The sequence below is a fragment of the Ruegeria atlantica genome (assembly GCF_947495585.1).
Taxonomy (GTDB): Bacteria; Pseudomonadota; Alphaproteobacteria; order Rhodobacterales; family Rhodobacteraceae; genus Ruegeria; species Ruegeria atlantica_G.
In genome coordinates, this window is the sequence record NZ_CANLZK010000001.1 from 418442 (window position 1) to 435933 (window position 17492).

The 17492-nt window shown below is 57.7% G+C and carries 14 protein-coding genes; 3 read left to right on the forward strand and 11 right to left on the reverse strand.

Annotation, left to right across the window (positions count from 1 at the left end; genetic code table 11):
• Positions 1-169: 169 nt before the first annotated feature.
• The 7 genes from QMP16_RS02040 to QMP16_RS02070 form a co-directional block, all read right to left on the reverse strand.
• Complete coding sequence (locus QMP16_RS02040; RefSeq protein WP_282151039.1) at positions 170-1612, reverse strand: Do family serine endopeptidase; 1443 nt, start codon at positions 1610-1612, stop codon at positions 170-172.
• 756 nt (positions 1613-2368) lie between these two features.
• Positions 2369-2968: a nucleotidyltransferase family protein gene (locus tag QMP16_RS02045; RefSeq protein ID WP_282151040.1), complete on the reverse strand. Its 600-nt coding sequence runs from the start codon at positions 2966-2968 to the stop codon at positions 2369-2371.
• A gap of 31 nt (positions 2969-2999) precedes the next feature.
• Positions 3000-5417, reverse strand: coding sequence for a GcvT family protein (locus QMP16_RS02050; RefSeq protein WP_282151041.1), 2418 nt, complete (start codon positions 5415-5417; stop codon positions 3000-3002).
• Between the two features lie 203 nt (positions 5418-5620).
• Positions 5621-6931 carry an HlyC/CorC family transporter gene (locus QMP16_RS02055; RefSeq protein WP_113788952.1) on the reverse strand — a complete coding sequence of 437 codons (1311 nt, stop codon included), beginning with the start codon at positions 6929-6931 and terminating at the stop codon, positions 5621-5623.
• A gap of 63 nt (positions 6932-6994) precedes the next feature.
• The gene (locus tag QMP16_RS02060; protein ID WP_282151042.1) at positions 6995-7948 is read right to left on the reverse strand and encodes a site-specific tyrosine recombinase XerD; all 954 of its coding nucleotides are present in this window, start codon (positions 7946-7948) and stop codon (positions 6995-6997) included.
• Positions 7948-9474 carry a hypothetical protein gene (locus QMP16_RS02065; protein ID WP_282151043.1) on the reverse strand — a complete coding sequence of 509 codons (1527 nt, stop codon included), beginning with the start codon at positions 9472-9474 and terminating at the stop codon, positions 7948-7950. The genes QMP16_RS02060 and QMP16_RS02065 overlap by 1 nt, the downstream gene beginning before the upstream one ends.
• Entirely contained in the window at positions 9464-9613 is a 150-nt protein-coding gene (locus QMP16_RS02070; RefSeq protein WP_170557697.1) for a hypothetical protein, read from the reverse strand. The genes QMP16_RS02065 and QMP16_RS02070 overlap by 11 nt, the downstream gene beginning before the upstream one ends.
• Before the next feature lie 79 nt (positions 9614-9692).
• Between QMP16_RS02070 and QMP16_RS02075 the strand changes: the two genes are divergently transcribed.
• Positions 9693-10280 carry a shikimate kinase gene (locus QMP16_RS02075; protein WP_282151044.1) on the forward strand — a complete coding sequence of 196 codons (588 nt, stop codon included), beginning with the start codon at positions 9693-9695 and terminating at the stop codon, positions 10278-10280.
• Positions 10281-11393: a 3-dehydroquinate synthase gene (gene aroB, locus QMP16_RS02080; RefSeq protein WP_282151045.1), complete on the forward strand. Its 1113-nt coding sequence runs from the start codon at positions 10281-10283 to the stop codon at positions 11391-11393.
• On the opposite strand, the gene QMP16_RS02085 is transcribed toward aroB, so the two are convergent.
• Both QMP16_RS02085 and ssb read right to left on the reverse strand, forming a co-directional pair.
• On the reverse strand, positions 11394-12464 hold the full coding sequence (locus tag QMP16_RS02085; protein WP_282151046.1) for a site-2 protease family protein: 1071 nt from the start codon (positions 12462-12464) through the stop codon (positions 11394-11396). It abuts the gene before it with no gap.
• Positions 12465-12482: 18 nt separating this feature from the next.
• Positions 12483-12995, reverse strand: a complete 513-nt coding sequence (gene ssb / locus QMP16_RS02090; protein ID WP_058273781.1) for a single-stranded DNA-binding protein — start codon at positions 12993-12995, stop codon at positions 12483-12485.
• A 207-nt stretch (positions 12996-13202) separates the two neighbouring features.
• Between ssb and QMP16_RS02095 the strand changes: the two genes are divergently transcribed.
• On the forward strand, positions 13203-13784 hold the full coding sequence (locus QMP16_RS02095; RefSeq protein WP_113788946.1) for a lytic transglycosylase domain-containing protein: 582 nt from the start codon (positions 13203-13205) through the stop codon (positions 13782-13784).
• A gap of 62 nt (positions 13785-13846) precedes the next feature.
• Here QMP16_RS02095 and QMP16_RS02100 read toward each other — a convergent pair whose 3' ends face one another.
• Complete coding sequence (locus QMP16_RS02100) at positions 13847-15934, reverse strand: ABC transporter ATP-binding protein (RefSeq protein ID WP_282118615.1); 2088 nt, start codon at positions 15932-15934, stop codon at positions 13847-13849.
• Positions 15935-16025: 91 nt separating this feature from the next.
• Positions 16026-17489 carry an ABC transporter permease gene (locus tag QMP16_RS02105; RefSeq protein WP_058273779.1) on the reverse strand — a complete coding sequence of 488 codons (1464 nt, stop codon included), beginning with the start codon at positions 17487-17489 and terminating at the stop codon, positions 16026-16028.
• Positions 17490-17492 lie beyond the last annotated feature (3 nt).

Genomic DNA, 17492 nt, shown 5'->3' on the forward strand with positions numbered 1-17492 from the left:
TTTCTAGCGGGATTTAAACACAGAAATCCGGCAAAGCACATGATTTGCTTAAATTACGTGCCGGGTGCGTTGCAGCGCACCCGGCAGTCTCAGCGGAATGCGGACAATTCAATCCGCCGAGGAGGCGTACGCCAGAAATCCCCATCAAATGGCGCACGCGGACTTCGGATCAGGCGATCTCTACCGCCACGAAGATTTGGTTTCCGCCACGGTTGATCAGCACCAGCGCAGGATCAGTCTTTTCGCTGTCCAGCGCGGCCTTCAGCGCGTCGGGGGAGGCGGTTTCCTGACCACCCAGCTTTACGATCACGTCGCCGCGTTGCAGGCCGGCCTTGGCAGCAGGGCTGTCTGGCTTCAGATCAGTGACGACCACACCGTCGACATTCTCAGCAACGCCCATCTGAGCACGGTTGCTGTCGGTCAGCGGTGCGACAGTCACGCCCAGTGCAGTGCCCGAGATACCTTCGTCCACGGATTTGTCGATCTCAGCCGAGGCGCTTTGATGCTGCCCGATTGTCAGTTCAATCTGCTGTTCCTTGCCATCGCGCAGAACGGTCATGACGCTGTCGGTACCGACTTTGGTTGTGCCCACAAGGATCGGCAATTCACTGCTGGAGTCGACGGATTCGTCGTTGAAAGTCAGGATGACATCACCTTGCTCAAGCACGCCTTCGGCCGGGCTGCCTGCGACGACATCCGACACCAGCGCGCCGGTTGAGGCGTCGATACCCATCGCTGCTGCGATTTCGGGGCTGACATTCTGGATCGAAACACCCAGCCAGCCGCGGCTGACCTGGCCGTCATCGCGCAGATCGGCCGCGATATGTTCAACGATGTTCGAGGTCACGGCAAAGCCAAGACCAACCGAACCGCCGGTAGGAGAGTAAATGGCCGAGTTCACGCCAATCACTTCGCCTTCCATGTTGAACAGCGGACCGCCCGAATTGCCCTTGTTGATGGCTGCATCGGTCTGAATGAATTCAGCGTAAGGTCCGGCCGAGATGTTGCGGCCCTTGGCCGAAACGATACCGGTGGTTACGGTCGAATGCAGGCCAAACGGATTGCCGATCGCCACGACATCTTCACCCACGCGGATAACGTCGCTGTCACCAATCTCGACGGCCTGCAACGCTTCGCCAGCGTCGATCTTCAGAACGGCGATATCGGTCAGCGGGTCGGTGCCCACAATCTCGGCCTCGAAACTACGATCGTCGCTCAGACGGACGGTCACGGTCGAGGCATTGTCGACAACATGGTGGTTGGTGATGATGTACCCGGCTTCGTCCAATACAAAACCCGACCCCAGACCTTGGGATGGTCCGCGCTGCGGTGCCTGAAAGCCCTCAGGCGCGCCGAAGCGCTTGAAGAACTCACCAAAGGGGTGGTCTTCCAAATCAAAATTCTGTCCTTGTCCCGGCGCTTGTACGGGTACGATGTCTTGTTCCGCGATGATGGTCACTACCGACGGCGACACGCCTTCGACCAGATCGGCCAGGGCTTCGTCGGCCAGTGAGGGCAAGGCTGTCGTGGCCAACAGCGCTGCACCAAGGGCGGATGCGCCAACCAAGCCAGTAGCGCGTGGCAAAAGCAGTGAGGATTTACGGATGCTCATTTTAGTCTCCTGTTTATATCGCGCGATTGCAGGCGCGCGTTAACCGAGGAGATGAGGCATCAGTCTGTGAGTTTCCTGTGCTCAGGATTAAGATATCTTAATTTAGCCACAAACAGGTCGTTGTATGACGGCCGTCCGCAGGGAATCGTAGCGAATCGCCAGTCGCGAATCATCCATTGTTGACAATTTGAAAGTCAAATCCTGAATTATCCTAAATTGATTCAGTTTTGGTAACAAAGGGTAAATGGAAGGCCTCGACGGAAACCCGCTCACCTCTTGGTTGTGACGCGTTTCAACGACCTGAGCAGATCAAATGCGTACCCTCCCGATAAGATGTATATATGCTCAATAAAGAATATACATAACGCCCGATGTGACCTAGAGCGTGCAGTTTATTGATCATCTATAGGTAGATTCCGCCTCGGCGGGATGTTGCGCAAAAACCAAACCGAGACGCCAAAAAATAACTGTTCTTTCCAATTTTACGTTGTTTAGGCGCACCGTTTGGGTGACGATGAACTTGCCCAAGCGAAGGGGGAGCCGAAGGCACTAGGGGGTGCCAACGGCTTGTCACAGTCACTGGAAACGCTGAGCGGCATGTTAACGAGGGGGTCTTGTTTAGGTTCAGCGGCGGAATAGCCAGGGTGCCATAGGCATTTTTGGCAGCGTTTTCAGGATTGGTGAAAAGTGGTAGTCCTGTTTTGGGCAAGCGGCCTGGTCGGTATCGACCGGGCCGTTTCTATTTTGGCAGGCCGGTTATGTGGCCTTCCCGGCCCGCCAGCGTACCCAATCCTCGGGAGTGTCCAGATCCAACAGGGCGTTTTGACCGGGTAGTGGTTGAAGATGCACTGCATTCTTATGCGCCTGCACAACGGACTGCGCGCCCTCATCGCCTGTAAGTTGCCTGAGCTCTTTGAACAGCGGACGAGCAAACACAACCGGATGGCCGGGCTTTCCTGTGGCTGTCGCCCCACGCCAGATCAAGCAATTTGGATATTCTTGGACAGCCTCTGCGACCTGCTTCAGGTCACCAACTGTGATTTCCGGCAAATCTGCCAGTAGAACCATGACAGCCCTGGCATCGGCGGGCACATGCGCAAGAGCACCGCGCAAACTGGCGTTCATGCCCTCATCAGCGTCGGGTATTTCAACTGCAACAACATCCATACCTTTCAAGGCGTCCTGGCGAGGATGCGGAGCAGGCGGAAGCGCAACGATCACCGGGCCTACCTGCAACGCTGTTTGTGCGGATCGCCGTAGCAGGGGCATGCCATCGACGCTTTGCATCAGCTTGTCCGTGCCAGCCATGCGGCGGGATTGCCCGGCGGCCAGAAGGATAATGGGAATGTCTGTCATACCTTCACATAGCCGCCGTAGCCGTCTTTTGTCATCCCCGCATACGTTCACCGTCCGCGTCGAACAGTGGGGTTGAGATCACGCGCGCCTTGCGCATCTGGCCCAGTATCTCAATCTCGACCTCCAAGCCGTCACGTATGCGATCCGAGGGCAGGAAACCTATTGCGATGGATTTGCCGGCATAATGGGAATACCCGCCCGAGGTGCAGAATCCGACGACCGCACCATCCAGCCAGATCGGCTCATAGGCATTCGCGTCAGCGTCTTCGGCATCCACTTCGAACGAGACCAGCTTGCGCGCGATCCCCTCGGACTGTTCCAGCTCGGCCGCGGCGCGACCGGTAAAATCGGTGTTCTTCGTGAAGGCAATAAAGCGATCCAGCCCGGTTTCAGCTGCGGTGTAATCGGGGGAAAACTCGCGCATCCACGAGCCAAAGAACTTGTCCAACCGCAGGCTCATCATCGCGCGCATGCCAAAGGGCACCATACCGTGGGGCTGACCGGCCTGCCAAAGGGTCCACCACAATTGCCGTTGGGCCATCGGATCACAGTAGATTTCGTACCCCAGATCGCCCGTGTAGCTGACCCTTTGAACGGTGCAGTCGTTCATACCGATGGTCATGCGGCGAACATCAAGGAACCTGAGGTCCGAGATGTCCGTACGGGTACAGGCGGCCAAAACCTCAGTCGCCTTGGGACCTGCGATCTGAAAACCGTTCAGACGGTCGCTAATGTTTTCAATTGAAACGCCATCGTTTTGATGCTGCAGGAACCACCGCATATGGAAGGCCTGGCTGCCATATGACGCGGTTAGTTGGAATTCGGTCTCGGCCAGACAGGAAACGGTGAAATCCCCGATCAGCTTGCCTTTGGGCGACAGCATTGGTGTCAGCGACAGGCGTCCAGGCTTTGGAATGCGGCCAGCCATGATGCGGTCCAGCCAGTCGCGCGCACCCGGGCCGGTGATGCGATACTTGCCGAAATTGTGGACCTCGTTGATGCCGACACCATTGCGCACAGCGCGCACCTCGCGCCCGGTCGCCTCGAAGGCATCCGAGCGTCGGAACGAGGGCGTTTCGTAGCCCGGCTCGTCACCGTGCGCAAAATAGTTCGCAACCTCCAGCCCGTATTGCTGACCCCAAACCGCGCCCAGATCGCTGAAGATATCGTACATCGGGGTGGTCCGGTTCGGACGCGCGGCAGGCAGTTCTTCGTTGGGGTAGGCGACACTAAAGCGTTTCTGATAGTTCTCGATCACCTTCGGGCGCGTATAGCCAGGCCCGATCCAGTCTCCGAAGCGGGCGACATCCATGGCGAACACATCGCGCTCAGGCTCTCCTTCGATCATCCATTGCGCCAACGTCAGGCCAACCCCGCCGCCCTGACTGAAACCCGCCATCACGCCACAGGCGGACCAATAGTTGCGCATGCCCGGCACCGGCCCGACGAGCGGGTTGCCATCGGGCGCAAAGGTAAACGGTCCATGGATCACCGATTTGACGCCAGCCTTGGCCAGAACGGGGAAGCGTTTGTAGGCAAATTCGATGCTGTCGGTGATCTTGTCGTAATCATCGGGCAGCAGTTCGTGACCAAACTCCCACGGTGTGCCATCGACAGCCCAGGGTTTGCAGTGCTGTTCATAGAACCCAATACACAGCCCGCGCCCTTCCTGCCGCAAATAGCTTTCTCCGGCGGGATCCATCACATGCGGATGCTCGCCGCCAGCGTCGATGATCGCCTCAATCTGAGAGATCGAGTCTGTCACCAGGTACTGGTGTTCCATCGGGTGAAGGGGGAAATAGACGCCTGCCATCGCGCCAACCTCGCGCGCCCAAAGGCCACCGGCATTGACGATGTGTTCGGCATGGATCGTACCCTTGTCGGTAACCACATCCCATGTCCCATCGGTGCGTTGGATGGTCTCGTGTACCATGCAGTGCGTTTCGATCGTAGCGCCTCCCATCCGGGCCGCTTTGGCATAGGCATGGGTGGTCCCCGACGGATCCAGATGACCGTCCAGCGGATCATAAAGCGCGCCGATGATCCCGTCGGTGTTGGTGATAGGAGCGATCTTTTTGATCTCATCCGGACCAACGATTTCCGTCTCCAACCCCATGAACCGATGCTTGGCGCGTTCCGCCAGCAACATGTCGAACCGATCCTGATTATCTGCCAGCGTCACTCCGCCCACATGATGCAGACCGCAGGACATGCCGGTAATCTCTTCCAGCTCTTTATACAGCCGGATCGTATATCCCTGCAGCGCCGCCATGTTGGTGTCGCCGTTCAGGGTGTGAAACCCACCCGCCGCGTGCCAGGTCGACCCGCTGGTCAGCTCGGAGCGTTCCAACAGCATCACGTCCGTCCACCCCAGCTTGGTCAAGTGATAGAGAACGGAACATCCAACGACTCCGCCGCCGATGACTGCAACTTGGGTTGTGAGTTTCATGCACGTCTCCTGATGCCTATGCCGTCAGTCTCAATAGGAAAGCTGCCTTTGCAATAGCTTCAGCGACAGAAAGTGTCGCGGAAGGCGATCCGGGTTCAGCACCTGCTGGCGACCCCAAACAGGAAGGATAGGGTGGTTGTCCAAAAGAAAACCGGCGCTCGGATCAGAACGCCGGTGGATTCTTGCAGTTATTTTGGTTGTCTTCAGAGAGGGCGAACTTTCAGTTCGGTGATCCGGTTGCCTTGACGTTTTGTCACCTCAAAGCGGAAGCCGTGAAAGGAAAAGACCTGACCGACGGTTGGGATCATCTGCGCTTCGTGAATGACCAGACCGGCAATGGTGTTTGCCTCAACGTCGGGCAGGGACCAATCCATCGCGCGGTTGGCGTCGCGGATCGTGGTGGCCCCTTCGACCAGAAACTGCCCATCTTCGGTTCGGGTTACAGAAACGTCTTCGTCTATATCGAACTCATCCGCGATCTCGCCCACGATTTCCTCAAGGATATCCTCTAGCGTGATCAGCCCGCGCAGCGAACCGTATTCATCCACCACCAGCGCAAAGTGGCTGTGCATCCGAAGGAATTCGCGCATCTGATCGTCCAGAGTGGTGGTTTCCGGAACAAAATAAGGATCGTTCGCGACCTTGAGGATGTCGAATTCTTTCAGGCGGTTATCGGCGTTCTCACTACCTCCGGCATGGGCGTACATCGCGCGGAACAGGTCCTTTGCGTGCACGACACCCACGATGTTTTCTTGCTCATCCCGAAACACGGGCAGGCGTGTGTGACTGCTTTTCAAACATTGCTGAAGGATGGCCTCGGGCGAGGCGTCTGCATCGATCATCTCAATATTCGAGCGGTGCAGCATGATCTCTTCAACCGTACGATCGCCCAAATCCAGCGCGCCAAGGATACGGTCGCGGTCTTCCTTTTCGACCACGCCTTCAGAATGACCAAGCTGCAACGCACCGGCGATTTCCTCGCGTACGGCCAGAATGTTGCTGTCCGGGTCGATCTGGACGCCGAACAGGCGCAGAACACCGCGTACCAGCAGGCGCACGGCTGCAACGATAGGCGAAAACACCGTCACGACGACGCCGATGATCGGCGCCACGGCAGCGGCCGCTTTTTCCGAATTGGTGATCGCGTAGGTTTTGGGAAGAACCTCGGCAAAGATCAGGACCAGCAGGGTCATTACAAGCGTTGCCAACGCAACGCCGCTTTCGCCGAACAGCCGGGTGAACAGCGCGGTCGCCAGCGACGCAGCAAGGATGTTGACAAGGTTGTTGCCCAACAGGACCGAGCCGATCAGCCGTTCGTTGTCGTCCGTGATTTCCAGCGCCTTTTGCGCGCCGCGTGAACCCTTGTCGGCCTGTACACGCAGTTTTCCGCGCGATGACGCGGTCAATGCCGTTTCAGAACCCGAGAAAAAGCCCGACAGGACAAGCAAAAGCAGGATGGCGCCTGTGGTAAACCAGAATGCGCCGTCGATCAGAGAAGCAGAAGAGGGTTCCATCGGTCCTTGGTTGTTCGTGATACTGCATCCGTTATGGGGGTGCGCATGCTGTGGATCAAGGGGTTAGCCGTCGTCATCGCCGTCTTTAGCCAACGGGTGATGCTGCAACACAAGCTCTGACAGGCGTTCTTCCAGGACATGGGTGTAGATTTCCGTGGTCGCCACGTCGGCATGGCCAAGCAGGGTCTGGATCGACCTCAGATCAGCGCCATTGGCCAGAAGATGCGTGGCAAAGGCATGGCGCAGGGTGTGTGGTGTCACTTTTTCCGGCGAAACGCCACCTTCTGCGGCCAGTTCCTTGACCAGCAGAAAAAACCTGTGCCGGGTCAGATAGCCGGATTTGCCGCGAGACGGAAACAGGAACTTGGAACGCTGAGCACCGTCTGCAACCTGCTTGTCCTCGGCCTCGTCCCTGATAAGCAACCACGCCGCCAACGCATCGCGCGCCGGAGGGGACAGAGGCACCATCCGTTCCTTACCGCCTTTGCCCAGCACAAGCAGCATCCGGGGGTCACCTCTGGCCGAGGAGACCGGCAGCGAAACCAATTCAGTTACCCGCATTCCCGTGGCGTACAGAACCTCCATCAGGCAGGTGTTGCGCACCCGGTCTGCATCCTTGCGACCGGTGCGGCGCGCGGCCTCAAGCAAACGATCGACTTCGGCGACATCCAGTGTTTTGGGCAGCCGTTTTTGTCGCCCGGGGCCTTTGATCTGAATGGCGGGGTTAGCTTCAAGCCAACCTTCTTCGAAGGCGAACCGGAAAAGTTGCTTGATCGCCGACAACCGACGTGCGCGCGTGGAACGGGACAGGCCCTGCGCGTCGCAGTCTATCAGGTATTGTTCGATCTGTTCCCTTTGTGTGTCGGGAAAACCCGTCTTTCGACGTTCCAACCAGGCCGAGAATTCTTTCAGATCGCGGCCATAGGCTAGCAGCGTATTGGTCGCGGCCCCCAATTCGGCGGCCTGAGCTTGCAAAAAGGTGGAAATCCACAAGTCCTGAGTCGCTGGGGCCGCCACTATCTGCGGTCCTGCAGGATCAGCAAGTTCAGTGCGGCGCGGCGGGCGGTGTCCTCAAGACCCACACGGCGCAGCGTCGCAATGGCTGCTGTCAGATCGACTAGGTTGCCGCGTGCCCCGTGTGCAAACCGCTGCATGGTCTCCAAGATCGCTTCCCCCAGCTGATCATTGTTTAGCATCGTTTCGATATTCGACGGGACCGGAGCAGCCCATGCAAACCCTTGCGCAACCGCATCCGCCAGAGGCGAAGGAGAGCGCGCGCGCCCCGGATCGCCTTGCGCTAACGCCGCCAGAAAGTGATTTTCGTCGGATTGACCGGGCACAGAAAGGGCCGCTGTTTCATACAGTTCGGACAACAGCAGGATACGCCAGCGCAGCTGTTCCGCCGACGGGTCCGTCAGCTCTATCTGCGACAGGCGTTCTGCGAACAATTCTGCAAAGGGTACCTCTAATCCGATCAGGCGCATTTGCGTCCACACAGTATTTAAAGCCCGGGCGATTTTCTCGGGATCGCGCGAATCCAGCGCTGACTCGAACTGTTGCACGGCCGACACCCTGTCCCAAACTGCGCCCGATGCAGCCGGGGACCGTTCGGTATACAGGCCCAGCAACTGGTTGGGGGTAAGCGCGCCGATACGGGTCAGCCGCTCAGCCGCTTCGATCTGCGCTTTCCACCCGGCCACGTCCCGCAGGTCGGCATTCGCGAAGGCACGGGGCAGAGGGGCCGATGGCAGGCGCTCTCCGATGGCTTCAAACAGGCGAAAGGTCAGCGGGCTGGGATCATTTGGCTGTGGCAGGTATTCGGCTTCTTCAAACAACTCGGGGCTGAGAAAGCGATCCAGCACATCCAGTTCTTCTGCTGGCAGTATTTGCAATGCATGTGCTGCTTCCAGCGTGAGGGCGGCTGATCGCCAGTCACCGCGCCGCGCCTTGCAGAATATTTGCGCGGCGTAATCCTGCGACAGGTGCGGTTTTGCGATCAGCGACGTACAGCTGCGATCCTCGTCCCCGGTGAGCAGCGTGGCGTCAAACCAGCGCTGGAACCTGTCGCGTGTGTCGGTCGGACCGGCCAGTTGGACCAGCGATTGCGCCGGGTCGGCTGCGCCAAGCTGCATCAATCGGTCGATGCGGGCCAATAGTAGCGTTTCCTCGGCACCGGAACCGGCAGGCGCGCGGGCCTCGGACAGGATCAGCGTAAACAACAACCGCTGCATCGCGGGGTTATAGCGAACCGGCACATCGGTGATCAGCTCAGCCAGCCGGTCGGCATCACTATTCTGCCAAAGGTGCACCGGCAGGCCGGTCACCGACGACGACACAAGCCCCAACGGCTGTGACAGCGCCTCAAGCGGAGAGACTTGGATATCCGGCTGAATGCCCGTCTCCGTGACCGGTGGTTCCAACAGGACAGTCCCTGGCAGGTTTTCCGGAGGGTCCGTCAGCCAATCGATGACGGAAAGAGGAGCCTGTTGCGCCTGCGCTGATCCAGCCAGCAATAAGGCAGCCAGTGCGGCTTTATTCAACATTCAGGATTACCGGCTCTCGGATCTCGTCTTGCGGGGCCGAGAAATCCACCCCGAATATCGGACCCAGATAGGCATATCCCACCAGCCCGACAAAACACAGGCAAACAATATATATCAGGAACTTGATCAGACGGCCCATTGCTCAACGCTGCCCCAATTTTGTCTTTTGCCATAGTTATAGCTGGCATTTTTCGTAAGATCACGTCATTCACGTTGAAATGAGCGAAATTAAGCATAACACCCACACAGAAGGTACTGATGCGGTCTTTGAACTGCACAAAACCGTCGTTCTTGTTGGCATGATGGGGGCCGGAAAGACGGCTGTGGGCCGTGCTTTGGCCGCAAGGCTGGGTGTTCCCTTCCTCGACAGCGACGCCGAGATCGAATCGGCGGCCAATATGACCATCCCCGAGATTTTCGAGCGTGATGGTGAGCCGTTCTTTCGCGCCAAGGAAAGTCAGGTCATCGGGCGTCTTCTGGACGAGGAAAAAGGCATCCTGTCTACTGGCGGCGGCGCGTTTCTGTCTGAGCTAAATCGCCAGATGATCACCGAACGCGGGGTCTCGGTCTGGCTGCGGGCTGATTTGAAAGTGTTGTGGAACAGGGTCAAACACAAGGACACGCGGCCTTTGCTGCGCACGGCTGACCCTTATGCGACCTTGCGCGACTTGTACGAAGCCCGCGTTCCGGTTTATGCGCAGGCAGGTCTGACGGTTGAGTCCGATGGCGAAACCTCGATTGAAAATATGGTGGACCGGGTGGTGAATGCGATGTTGACGCGCCCCGACGTATTGGAACGGAAGTAAATGCACCAAACCGTACATGTAGAGCTGGGCGAACGCTCGTATGACGTGGAAATCGGGCCTGATCTGCTGGTGCAATCCGGCACGATGATTGCGCCCTTGCTACATCGGCCCAAGGTCGCTGTTCTGACGGATGAGAACGTGGCCAGGTTGCACCTGAATGCGTTGCGGGATGGTCTGGCAACAGCTGGTATCGAGATGACCTCGCTGGCCTTGCCTGCAGGAGAAGCCACCAAAAGCTGGCCGCATTTCGAGCGCGCGGTTGAATGGCTTTTGTCGGAAAAGGTAGAACGCCGCGATGTGGTGATCGCCTTGGGTGGCGGGGTCATCGGTGATCTTGCGGGATTTGCTGCGGCCGTTTTGCGGCGCGGAGTCCGTTTCGTCCAGATACCGACCTCGTTGCTGGCACAGGTGGACAGTTCTGTTGGCGGAAAAACCGGCATCAACGCTCCACAGGGCAAAAACCTGATTGGGGCATTCCATCAGCCTTCTCTGGTTCTGGCGGACACCTCGGTTCTGGGCACCATGACCCAACGGGATTTCCTGTCGGGCTATGGCGAGGTGGTCAAGTACGGCCTGCTGGGCGATGCAGAGTTCTTTGAATGGCTCGAAAGAAACGGTCCCGACGTTTCGGGTGGCGATATGGCCGCGCGCGTGCGGGCGGTGACACGCTCGGTTCAGATGAAGGCCGACATCGTCGCCCGCGACGAGACTGAGCAAGGCGACCGTGCGCTGCTGAACCTTGGGCACACTTTCTGTCACGCGCTTGAAGCGGCCACCGGCTATTCTGATCGCCTGTTGCACGGCGAGGGTGTCGCTATCGGCTGTTCACTGGCGTTTGAGCTGTCCTCTCGTCTTGGGCTGTGCTCACAGGAGGAACCGAGCCGTGTTCGGGCGCACCTACGTGCAATGGGAATGAAAACCGATCTGGCCGACATTTCCGGAGATCTGCCGGGTGCCGGGGCACTGGTTGATCTCATGGCGCAGGACAAAAAGGTCATCGACGGTCAGTTGCGGTTAATACTGGCGCGCGGAATCGGGCAGGCGTTCGTCACTTCGGACGCCCCAAGGGACGCTGTGTTGTCCGTGCTTGAAGACGCATTGGCGACGATCTGATCACCGTCCGCGGATCACCATCAGTTCACCGATGTTTTCGCGGGTGATGTAGCCGACCATTGTCCCGGCCTGGGTGCAAACTGCGACGGCGGGAGCACCCTTGTGTAGTTTCCCCAGCACGGTTTCCAGGCCGGTGGTCAATTCAACGCGCGGGATCTCGGTTTCCATGATCGAAGTTGCCAGATCTGACCGAGGTGCCTCTTGCGCCATGGCAGTGAACAGCGTGCCGCGTGCTATAAAGCCCAGCAGGTCTCCATTCGGACCCAACACGGGGAATTCGTGTTGCGTGGTGTGAATGACGGCCTGTGCGGCGGTTGCAAGCGTGTCGGTGGGCGATAGGGCGTGAAACTCGGTAATCATCGCGTCGCGGGCCAGCACCCGCCGCGCGACTGAGCGCATGGCCACATCGTGGCTTTCCGCATTGGCCGCGACGAACACAAAGACGGCGATCAAAACCAGCAGAGGGTTACCTGTGCTCAGACCGAGAAAACCAAACGCCACCGCCACGACCTGACCCGCCAGAGCGGCGATACGTGTGGCTTTTACCCGGTCCATCTTCAGACATAAAAGCGCGCGGAATACCCGGCCGCCGTCCATAGGGAAGGCCGGGATCATGTTGAATACGGCCAGCAACAAATTCACATAGGCAAGCCGGTTCAACAGTCCGGCACTGGTCGAATCGATCCGGGCTAGGGAGTCCAGCGTCATTCCTGCCCCCATGGCCATCAAAACGATCCAGATCACAATATTTACCGCCGGCCCGGCCAGAGCGACCCAGACTTCTTCTATGGGCTTCTCGGGCATCCTTTCGAGCCGGGCAAGCCCGCCGATAGGCAGCAAGGTGATGTCAGGGGTTTTGATGCCGTAACGCCGCGCCATCAGCGCGTGGCCGAACTCATGCGCGACAACGCAGGCAAACAGGGCCAGAACAAAGATCAGGTTGTCGATCGCGGCGGGCATCCCGCCTTTGGAATAAGCCGCAAAGGCGACCCAGCCCAGTAGGAGAAAAAAGGTGACATGGACCCTCAGTTCCGACCCCAGTACCCGGCCGAGTGAGAAGGACCATGTCATGTTTCGTCTCCGTTTGCCTTAGAACGGAATCTCGTCGTCGTCGATTCCGCCGGATGCAGGTGCAGGGGCAGGGGCGCTGGACTGTCCGCCATAGGGGTCGCCATAGCCGCCGCCCGCCTGACCGCCGCCATAGCTGCCTGACTGTCCGCCGCCATAACCGCCGCCGCCTCCGCCTTCGCCGCGTGCATCCAGCATCACAAGGGTCGAGCCGAACCCCTGAAGAACAACCTCAGTCGAATAACGATCCTGCCCAGATTGGTCCTGCCATTTGCGGGTCTGCAATTGCCCTTCGAGATAGACCTTCGAGCCTTTGCGCAGATATTGCTCCGCTACGCGGACAAGCCCTTCATTGAAGATCGCGACCGAGTGCCACTCGGTGCGCTCACGACGCTCGCCAGTATTGCGGTCTTTCCAATTTTCGGATGTGGCGATGCGCAGGTTGCATACTTTGCCCCCGTTTTGGAAATTCCTAACTTCAGGATCGCGGCCAAGATTTCCGACCAGAATGACCTTGTTGACTGAACCTGCCATATATTTCCCCGTTCTTGTCTGTGTCGAGAGCGCCCGAATCTGACGCAAAGTTTCTACGCGACCCTATACGGCCTACGTCGTGGTTAAAACACAGTTGATGTGTGCAACGGTTGGCAAGAAACTACGCAGGTTCTGTTTACCAAGCTTTTATTCTTGCCTGAAATACCTATAATCACTCGGGTTCGAGAGCGAGCAGGATTGGCATAAATGCGTTTTCTAGTTGGTTGTTTTTCTGTTCTGTGCCTTGCGCTGGTTTCGGTTCCGGCTGCGGCAGAAACCCTGTCCACCAAAAACCGTAAGGATATTTTCCTCAAACAATCCAAGATTTTAGACTCGCGTGCTGCCACCCAATACCGCGGTTCTGAACGGCTGAAGCCCAAAACAGCGCAGCCAACTCAAGTCATCAAGCGATATAATGGTAAATATCGCGGCCAATACCTGGCGCTGGCGCGGCAAGCAGCCCGGAAACACAGTGTCCCGGAAGAGTTGTTCTTGCGACTGGTGCAACAGGAAAGCGGATGGAACCCGCACGCGGTGTCTCACAAAGGAGCACTGGGTTTGGCGCAACTGATGCCTGGAACCGCGCGCCTTTTAGGTGTGAACCCGCATGATCCCAAACAGAATCTGGAAGGCGGGGCCCGTTATTTGTCGTGGCAGTACCGCAAGTTCAAATCCTGGCGGCTGGCGCTGGCGGCATATAACGCCGGTCCGAAAGCCGTGGAAAAGCACGGCGGCGTGCCGCCCTACAAAGAAACCCAGAACTATGTGAAAGTGATCTGGGGCGGCTGATCACCAGCCAACCCAAGTCAGAAAAGAACCGGCGCTGTGGCCGGTTCTTTGCGTTTGGGCTGTTACTCGGCTGCGATTTTGATGACCGGCTCCATGCGGGCCAGAACTTCTTCGGACAGATGGCATTTGACCTGATGTCCATCCGCCAAGGTTTTCACCGGCGGCACATCTTTCTCACACAACCCGCCCGGCACTTCGGATTTCCAGCGACAGCGCGTCTGGAAAGGGCACCCAGGGGGCGGGTTCATGGCCGAGGGGATATCACCGTCCAGAACGATATGCGCTTTTTCAACCGACGTATCCGCAATGGGAACAGCACTCAGCAGAGCCTCGGTATAGGGGTGATAGGGCGGCGAGAACACCTGATCAGTGGTTCCCAGCTCGACCACATGGCCCAGATACATCACCATCACCCGGTCGCTGAGATAGCGCACAATCGACAGGTCGTGACTGATGAACAGCAAGGTGGTCTTGTGTTCGCGCTGAATCTCCATCAACAGGTCGGTCACCGCCGCCTGTACAGACACATCCAAAGCCGACACAGGTTCGTCCGCAACAACGATCCGCGCATCGCCGGCAAAGGCGCGCGCAATACCGACGCGCTGTTTCTGTCCACCGGACAACTGACGCGGCATCCGATCGGCAAAGGCGCGCGGTAGCTTCACCAGGTCCAACAATTCCAGCATGCGTTGTTTTCGTTCAGCCTCGGAATTGCCGATGCCAAAAATTTCCAGCGCGCGGATGATCTGCCGCCCAACGGTCATCGAGGGGTTCAGAGTGTCAAACGGGTTCTGGAACACCATTTGAACTTCGCCCACGGTTTTGGCGTCACGTTCTTCGATGGGCACATCTTCGATGTTGCGGTTGTCCAGAAGGATTTGCCCATCTGTGGCCGTTTCAAGTCCCATCAAAACCTTGGCAAAGGTGGATTTACCGCACCCAGATTCGCCTACAATCGCCAGCGTCTCAGACTCATGTGCCTCAAAGCTCAGTGTTTCGTTGGCTTTGACTACCTTCTTCTCACCGCCCCCGAACAACGCATTGGCGGCTACCTCATAGTATTTTTTGAGGTTGTCCATTTTCAGGACAACGCGGCCGATTTCGCCTTTTTCTTTCTTGTCGGCCAAAGTGATCGGGGCGTTCCAGTCAATCTCCTTGAACTTCAAACAGCGTGTGTGGTGGCGGTCATTACCAGGCACAGGCTCCATCAGAATGTTCTGCGCGTCGCAGCGGCCTTCTTCGAAATAGTCGCAGCGCGGGCCAAAGTTACAGCCTGACGGGCGTTCGTGGGGCAGGGGAAAGTTCCCGGGAATAGCCACCAGTGGGCGGGCGTTCTTGTCTGCCCCCGGCAACGGGATCGAGCGGAACAGCGCCTGAGTATAGGGGTGCTGCATCTCGTCGAACACATCGTGTATCGAGCCGCGCTCGACCGCCTCACCCGAATACATCACGCAAAGCCGGTCACAGGTTTCCAGAACCAGACCAAGGTTGTGCGAGATGAACAGCATCGAGGTGCCGTATTTCTTACCCAAATCCCTGACTAACTCGACTACGGCGGCCTCAACCGTCACATCCAGTGCGGTTGTCGGTTCATCCAGAATCAACAGCGCCGGCTTCGACATCAGAGCCATCGCGATCACGATACGCTGCTGCTGCCCCCCTGAAAGCTGATGGGGGAACGAATTCAGCATCCGCTCGGGGTCGGGCAGGCGTACGTCCGTTACCACTTCCAATGCACGGGCATAGGCCTCTTCCTTGCCGACTCCCTCGTGGATCATCGGGACTTCCATCAATTGCTTGCCGATCTTCATCGCAGGGTTCAGCGAGGCCATCGGTTCCTGATAGATCATCGCGATCTCATTGCCGCGAATATCGCGCAATTCATCCGCGCTCATCTCAGCCAGATCGCGTCCTTTGAACTTGATCGAACCGCCTACAACCCGCCCGTTCTTGCCAAGGTCCTGCATGACCCCAAGTGCCACAGTGGACTTGCCGCAACCGGATTCTCCGACCAGTCCAACAGCCTCGCCGGGCTGTACGCTGACCGAAAAATCCATCACGGCGGGAATTTCCCGAAGGCGGGTGAAGAAAGAAATCGAAAGTTTGTCGATCTCAAGAATTGGGCCGTCATATTCCGCCAATTTGTTCATCTTGTATCTCCTCGCGAGAGTCCGGGGATCCCCTTCATCTGGCTAAAAATATCCTGGGGGTCCGGGGGCAAAGCCCCCGGTCGCTCTCACATCAGTCCTTCAGGCTTTCTTCGCGCAGGCCATCTGCCAGCAGGTTCAGACCAAGAACCAGCGACAGCAAGGCAAAGGCAGGCGGAAGGGCAGGGTGCAGATAGATCGACAACAGCTTGCGCCCTTCGTTGATCGTAGAGCCCCAATCCGGGCTTTCCGGCGGCAGTCCCAATCCAAAGAAACCCAAGGTTCCCAACAGGATCGTGGTATAGCCGATACGCAGACAGAAATCGACGATCAGCGGACCACGTGCATTGGGCAGGATTTCCCACAGCATGATGTACCACGGGCCTTCGCCACGGGTCTGTGCCGCAGCCACGTAATCCCGTGTTTTGATGTCCAGCGCGAGACCGCGCACGATGCGGAACACGGTGGGTGAGTTCACGAAGACAACCGAAACAAACACCACGAGGATACCGCCAGGGATATCGAACAGGTCCAGATAGGTCGGCAAGCCCCAAATGCCGTAATCATCGGTGTTGATGATGTAGCCATCGGTCGAAATCAGCGACAGATACAGCCACAGCGCGATACCCAGAACCCCGATCAACAGCGGAGTGCGGAAATTCGGGCGGGTGTAATACCGCGAGTTCAGCAGAACGCCGATGAACAAGATCGGGAATATGAACAAAACGGCCGCCATATAGTTCGGCACGCCTGTCGCCACGATTTCGGGTGTGACCAGCAGGTAGAACAACAGGATTACCGGGAAAGCCAGGATCAGGTTGGCAAGGAAGGACAGGAACGTGTCCAGACGTCCTCCGTAATACCCTGCTGGAAGACCCAGAGTGATCCCGACCATAAATGCGAACATGGTCGCAAGCGGTGCGATCTGCACCACGATCCATGCGCCTTTGACCATGCGACTAAAGACGTCGCGGGCAAGGTTGTCGCCGCCCAGAAGGTACCAGGCATACTCGCCGTCTTCAGGGTTTTGCAGGGGCGTTCCGGGCACTTTGTTTTTCATGCCAGAGACCTGACTCAGCGGGTCATGTGTGATGATCAGATCCAGCGCACCGAAGATCCCGGTAAAGACCCAGAACATCACAAGACCAAAGCCGATCATGCCGATGGGGCTGTCGAACAGTTTTCCGTACAGCCCGAGGCGTCGTTTGAAGGCGATCGACATTGCAAACAGGATGATCAGCGACAACCACACAGGCAGAAATTGCTGTGAGATCGCGCCGACGATCCCGGCACTGGTACCCATGAGGATGCCAAGAACGATATACGCCAGCGCAAGGACGACACAGGCGAAAAAGCTGTATCTCAAGGCTGATTGGGTCAATCCCCGCAGTCCTGTGCCTGAGCTGAGCGTGCCGTCCGCATTCAAGCTCAACGGGGCTTCGGGTAGGACGATGCTGCCGATGATCCAGACGACGATAGATACGACCAACGCAGCCAGCGCGATCATCAGGATAGGGTTTAGAATGGCGATAGAGCCGGTCCAGCTAAGAGGTTCCATGAT

Coding starts and splice junctions, on each gene's coding strand:
- QMP16_RS02075 (WP_282151044.1), top strand. CDS start 9,693: ATGAGCGAAATTAAGCATAACACCCACACAGAAGGTACTGATGCGGTC.
- QMP16_RS02045 (WP_282151040.1), bottom strand. CDS start 2,968: ATGACAGACATTCCCATTATCCTTCTGGCCGCCGGGCAATCCCGCCGC.
- QMP16_RS02065 (WP_282151043.1), bottom strand. CDS start 9,474: ATGTTGAATAAAGCCGCACTGGCTGCCTTATTGCTGGCTGGATCAGCG.
- QMP16_RS02085 (WP_282151046.1), bottom strand. CDS start 12,464: ATGACATGGTCCTTCTCACTCGGCCGGGTACTGGGGTCGGAACTGAGG.
- aroB (WP_282151045.1), top strand. CDS start 10,281: ATGCACCAAACCGTACATGTAGAGCTGGGCGAACGCTCGTATGACGTG.
- ssb (WP_058273781.1), bottom strand. CDS start 12,995: ATGGCAGGTTCAGTCAACAAGGTCATTCTGGTCGGAAATCTTGGCCGC.
- QMP16_RS02040 (WP_282151039.1), bottom strand. CDS start 1,612: ATGAGCATCCGTAAATCCTCACTGCTTTTGCCACGCGCTACTGGCTTG.
- QMP16_RS02100 (WP_282118615.1), bottom strand. CDS start 15,934: ATGAACAAATTGGCGGAATATGACGGCCCAATTCTTGAGATCGACAAA.
- QMP16_RS02095 (WP_113788946.1), top strand. CDS start 13,203: ATGCGTTTTCTAGTTGGTTGTTTTTCTGTTCTGTGCCTTGCGCTGGTT.
- QMP16_RS02050 (WP_282151041.1), bottom strand. CDS start 5,417: ATGAAACTCACAACCCAAGTTGCAGTCATCGGCGGCGGAGTCGTTGGA.
- QMP16_RS02105 (WP_058273779.1), bottom strand. CDS start 17,489: ATGGAACCTCTTAGCTGGACCGGCTCTATCGCCATTCTAAACCCTATC.
- QMP16_RS02070 (WP_170557697.1), bottom strand. CDS start 9,613: ATGGGCCGTCTGATCAAGTTCCTGATATATATTGTTTGCCTGTGTTTT.
- QMP16_RS02055 (WP_113788952.1), bottom strand. CDS start 6,931: ATGGAACCCTCTTCTGCTTCTCTGATCGACGGCGCATTCTGGTTTACC.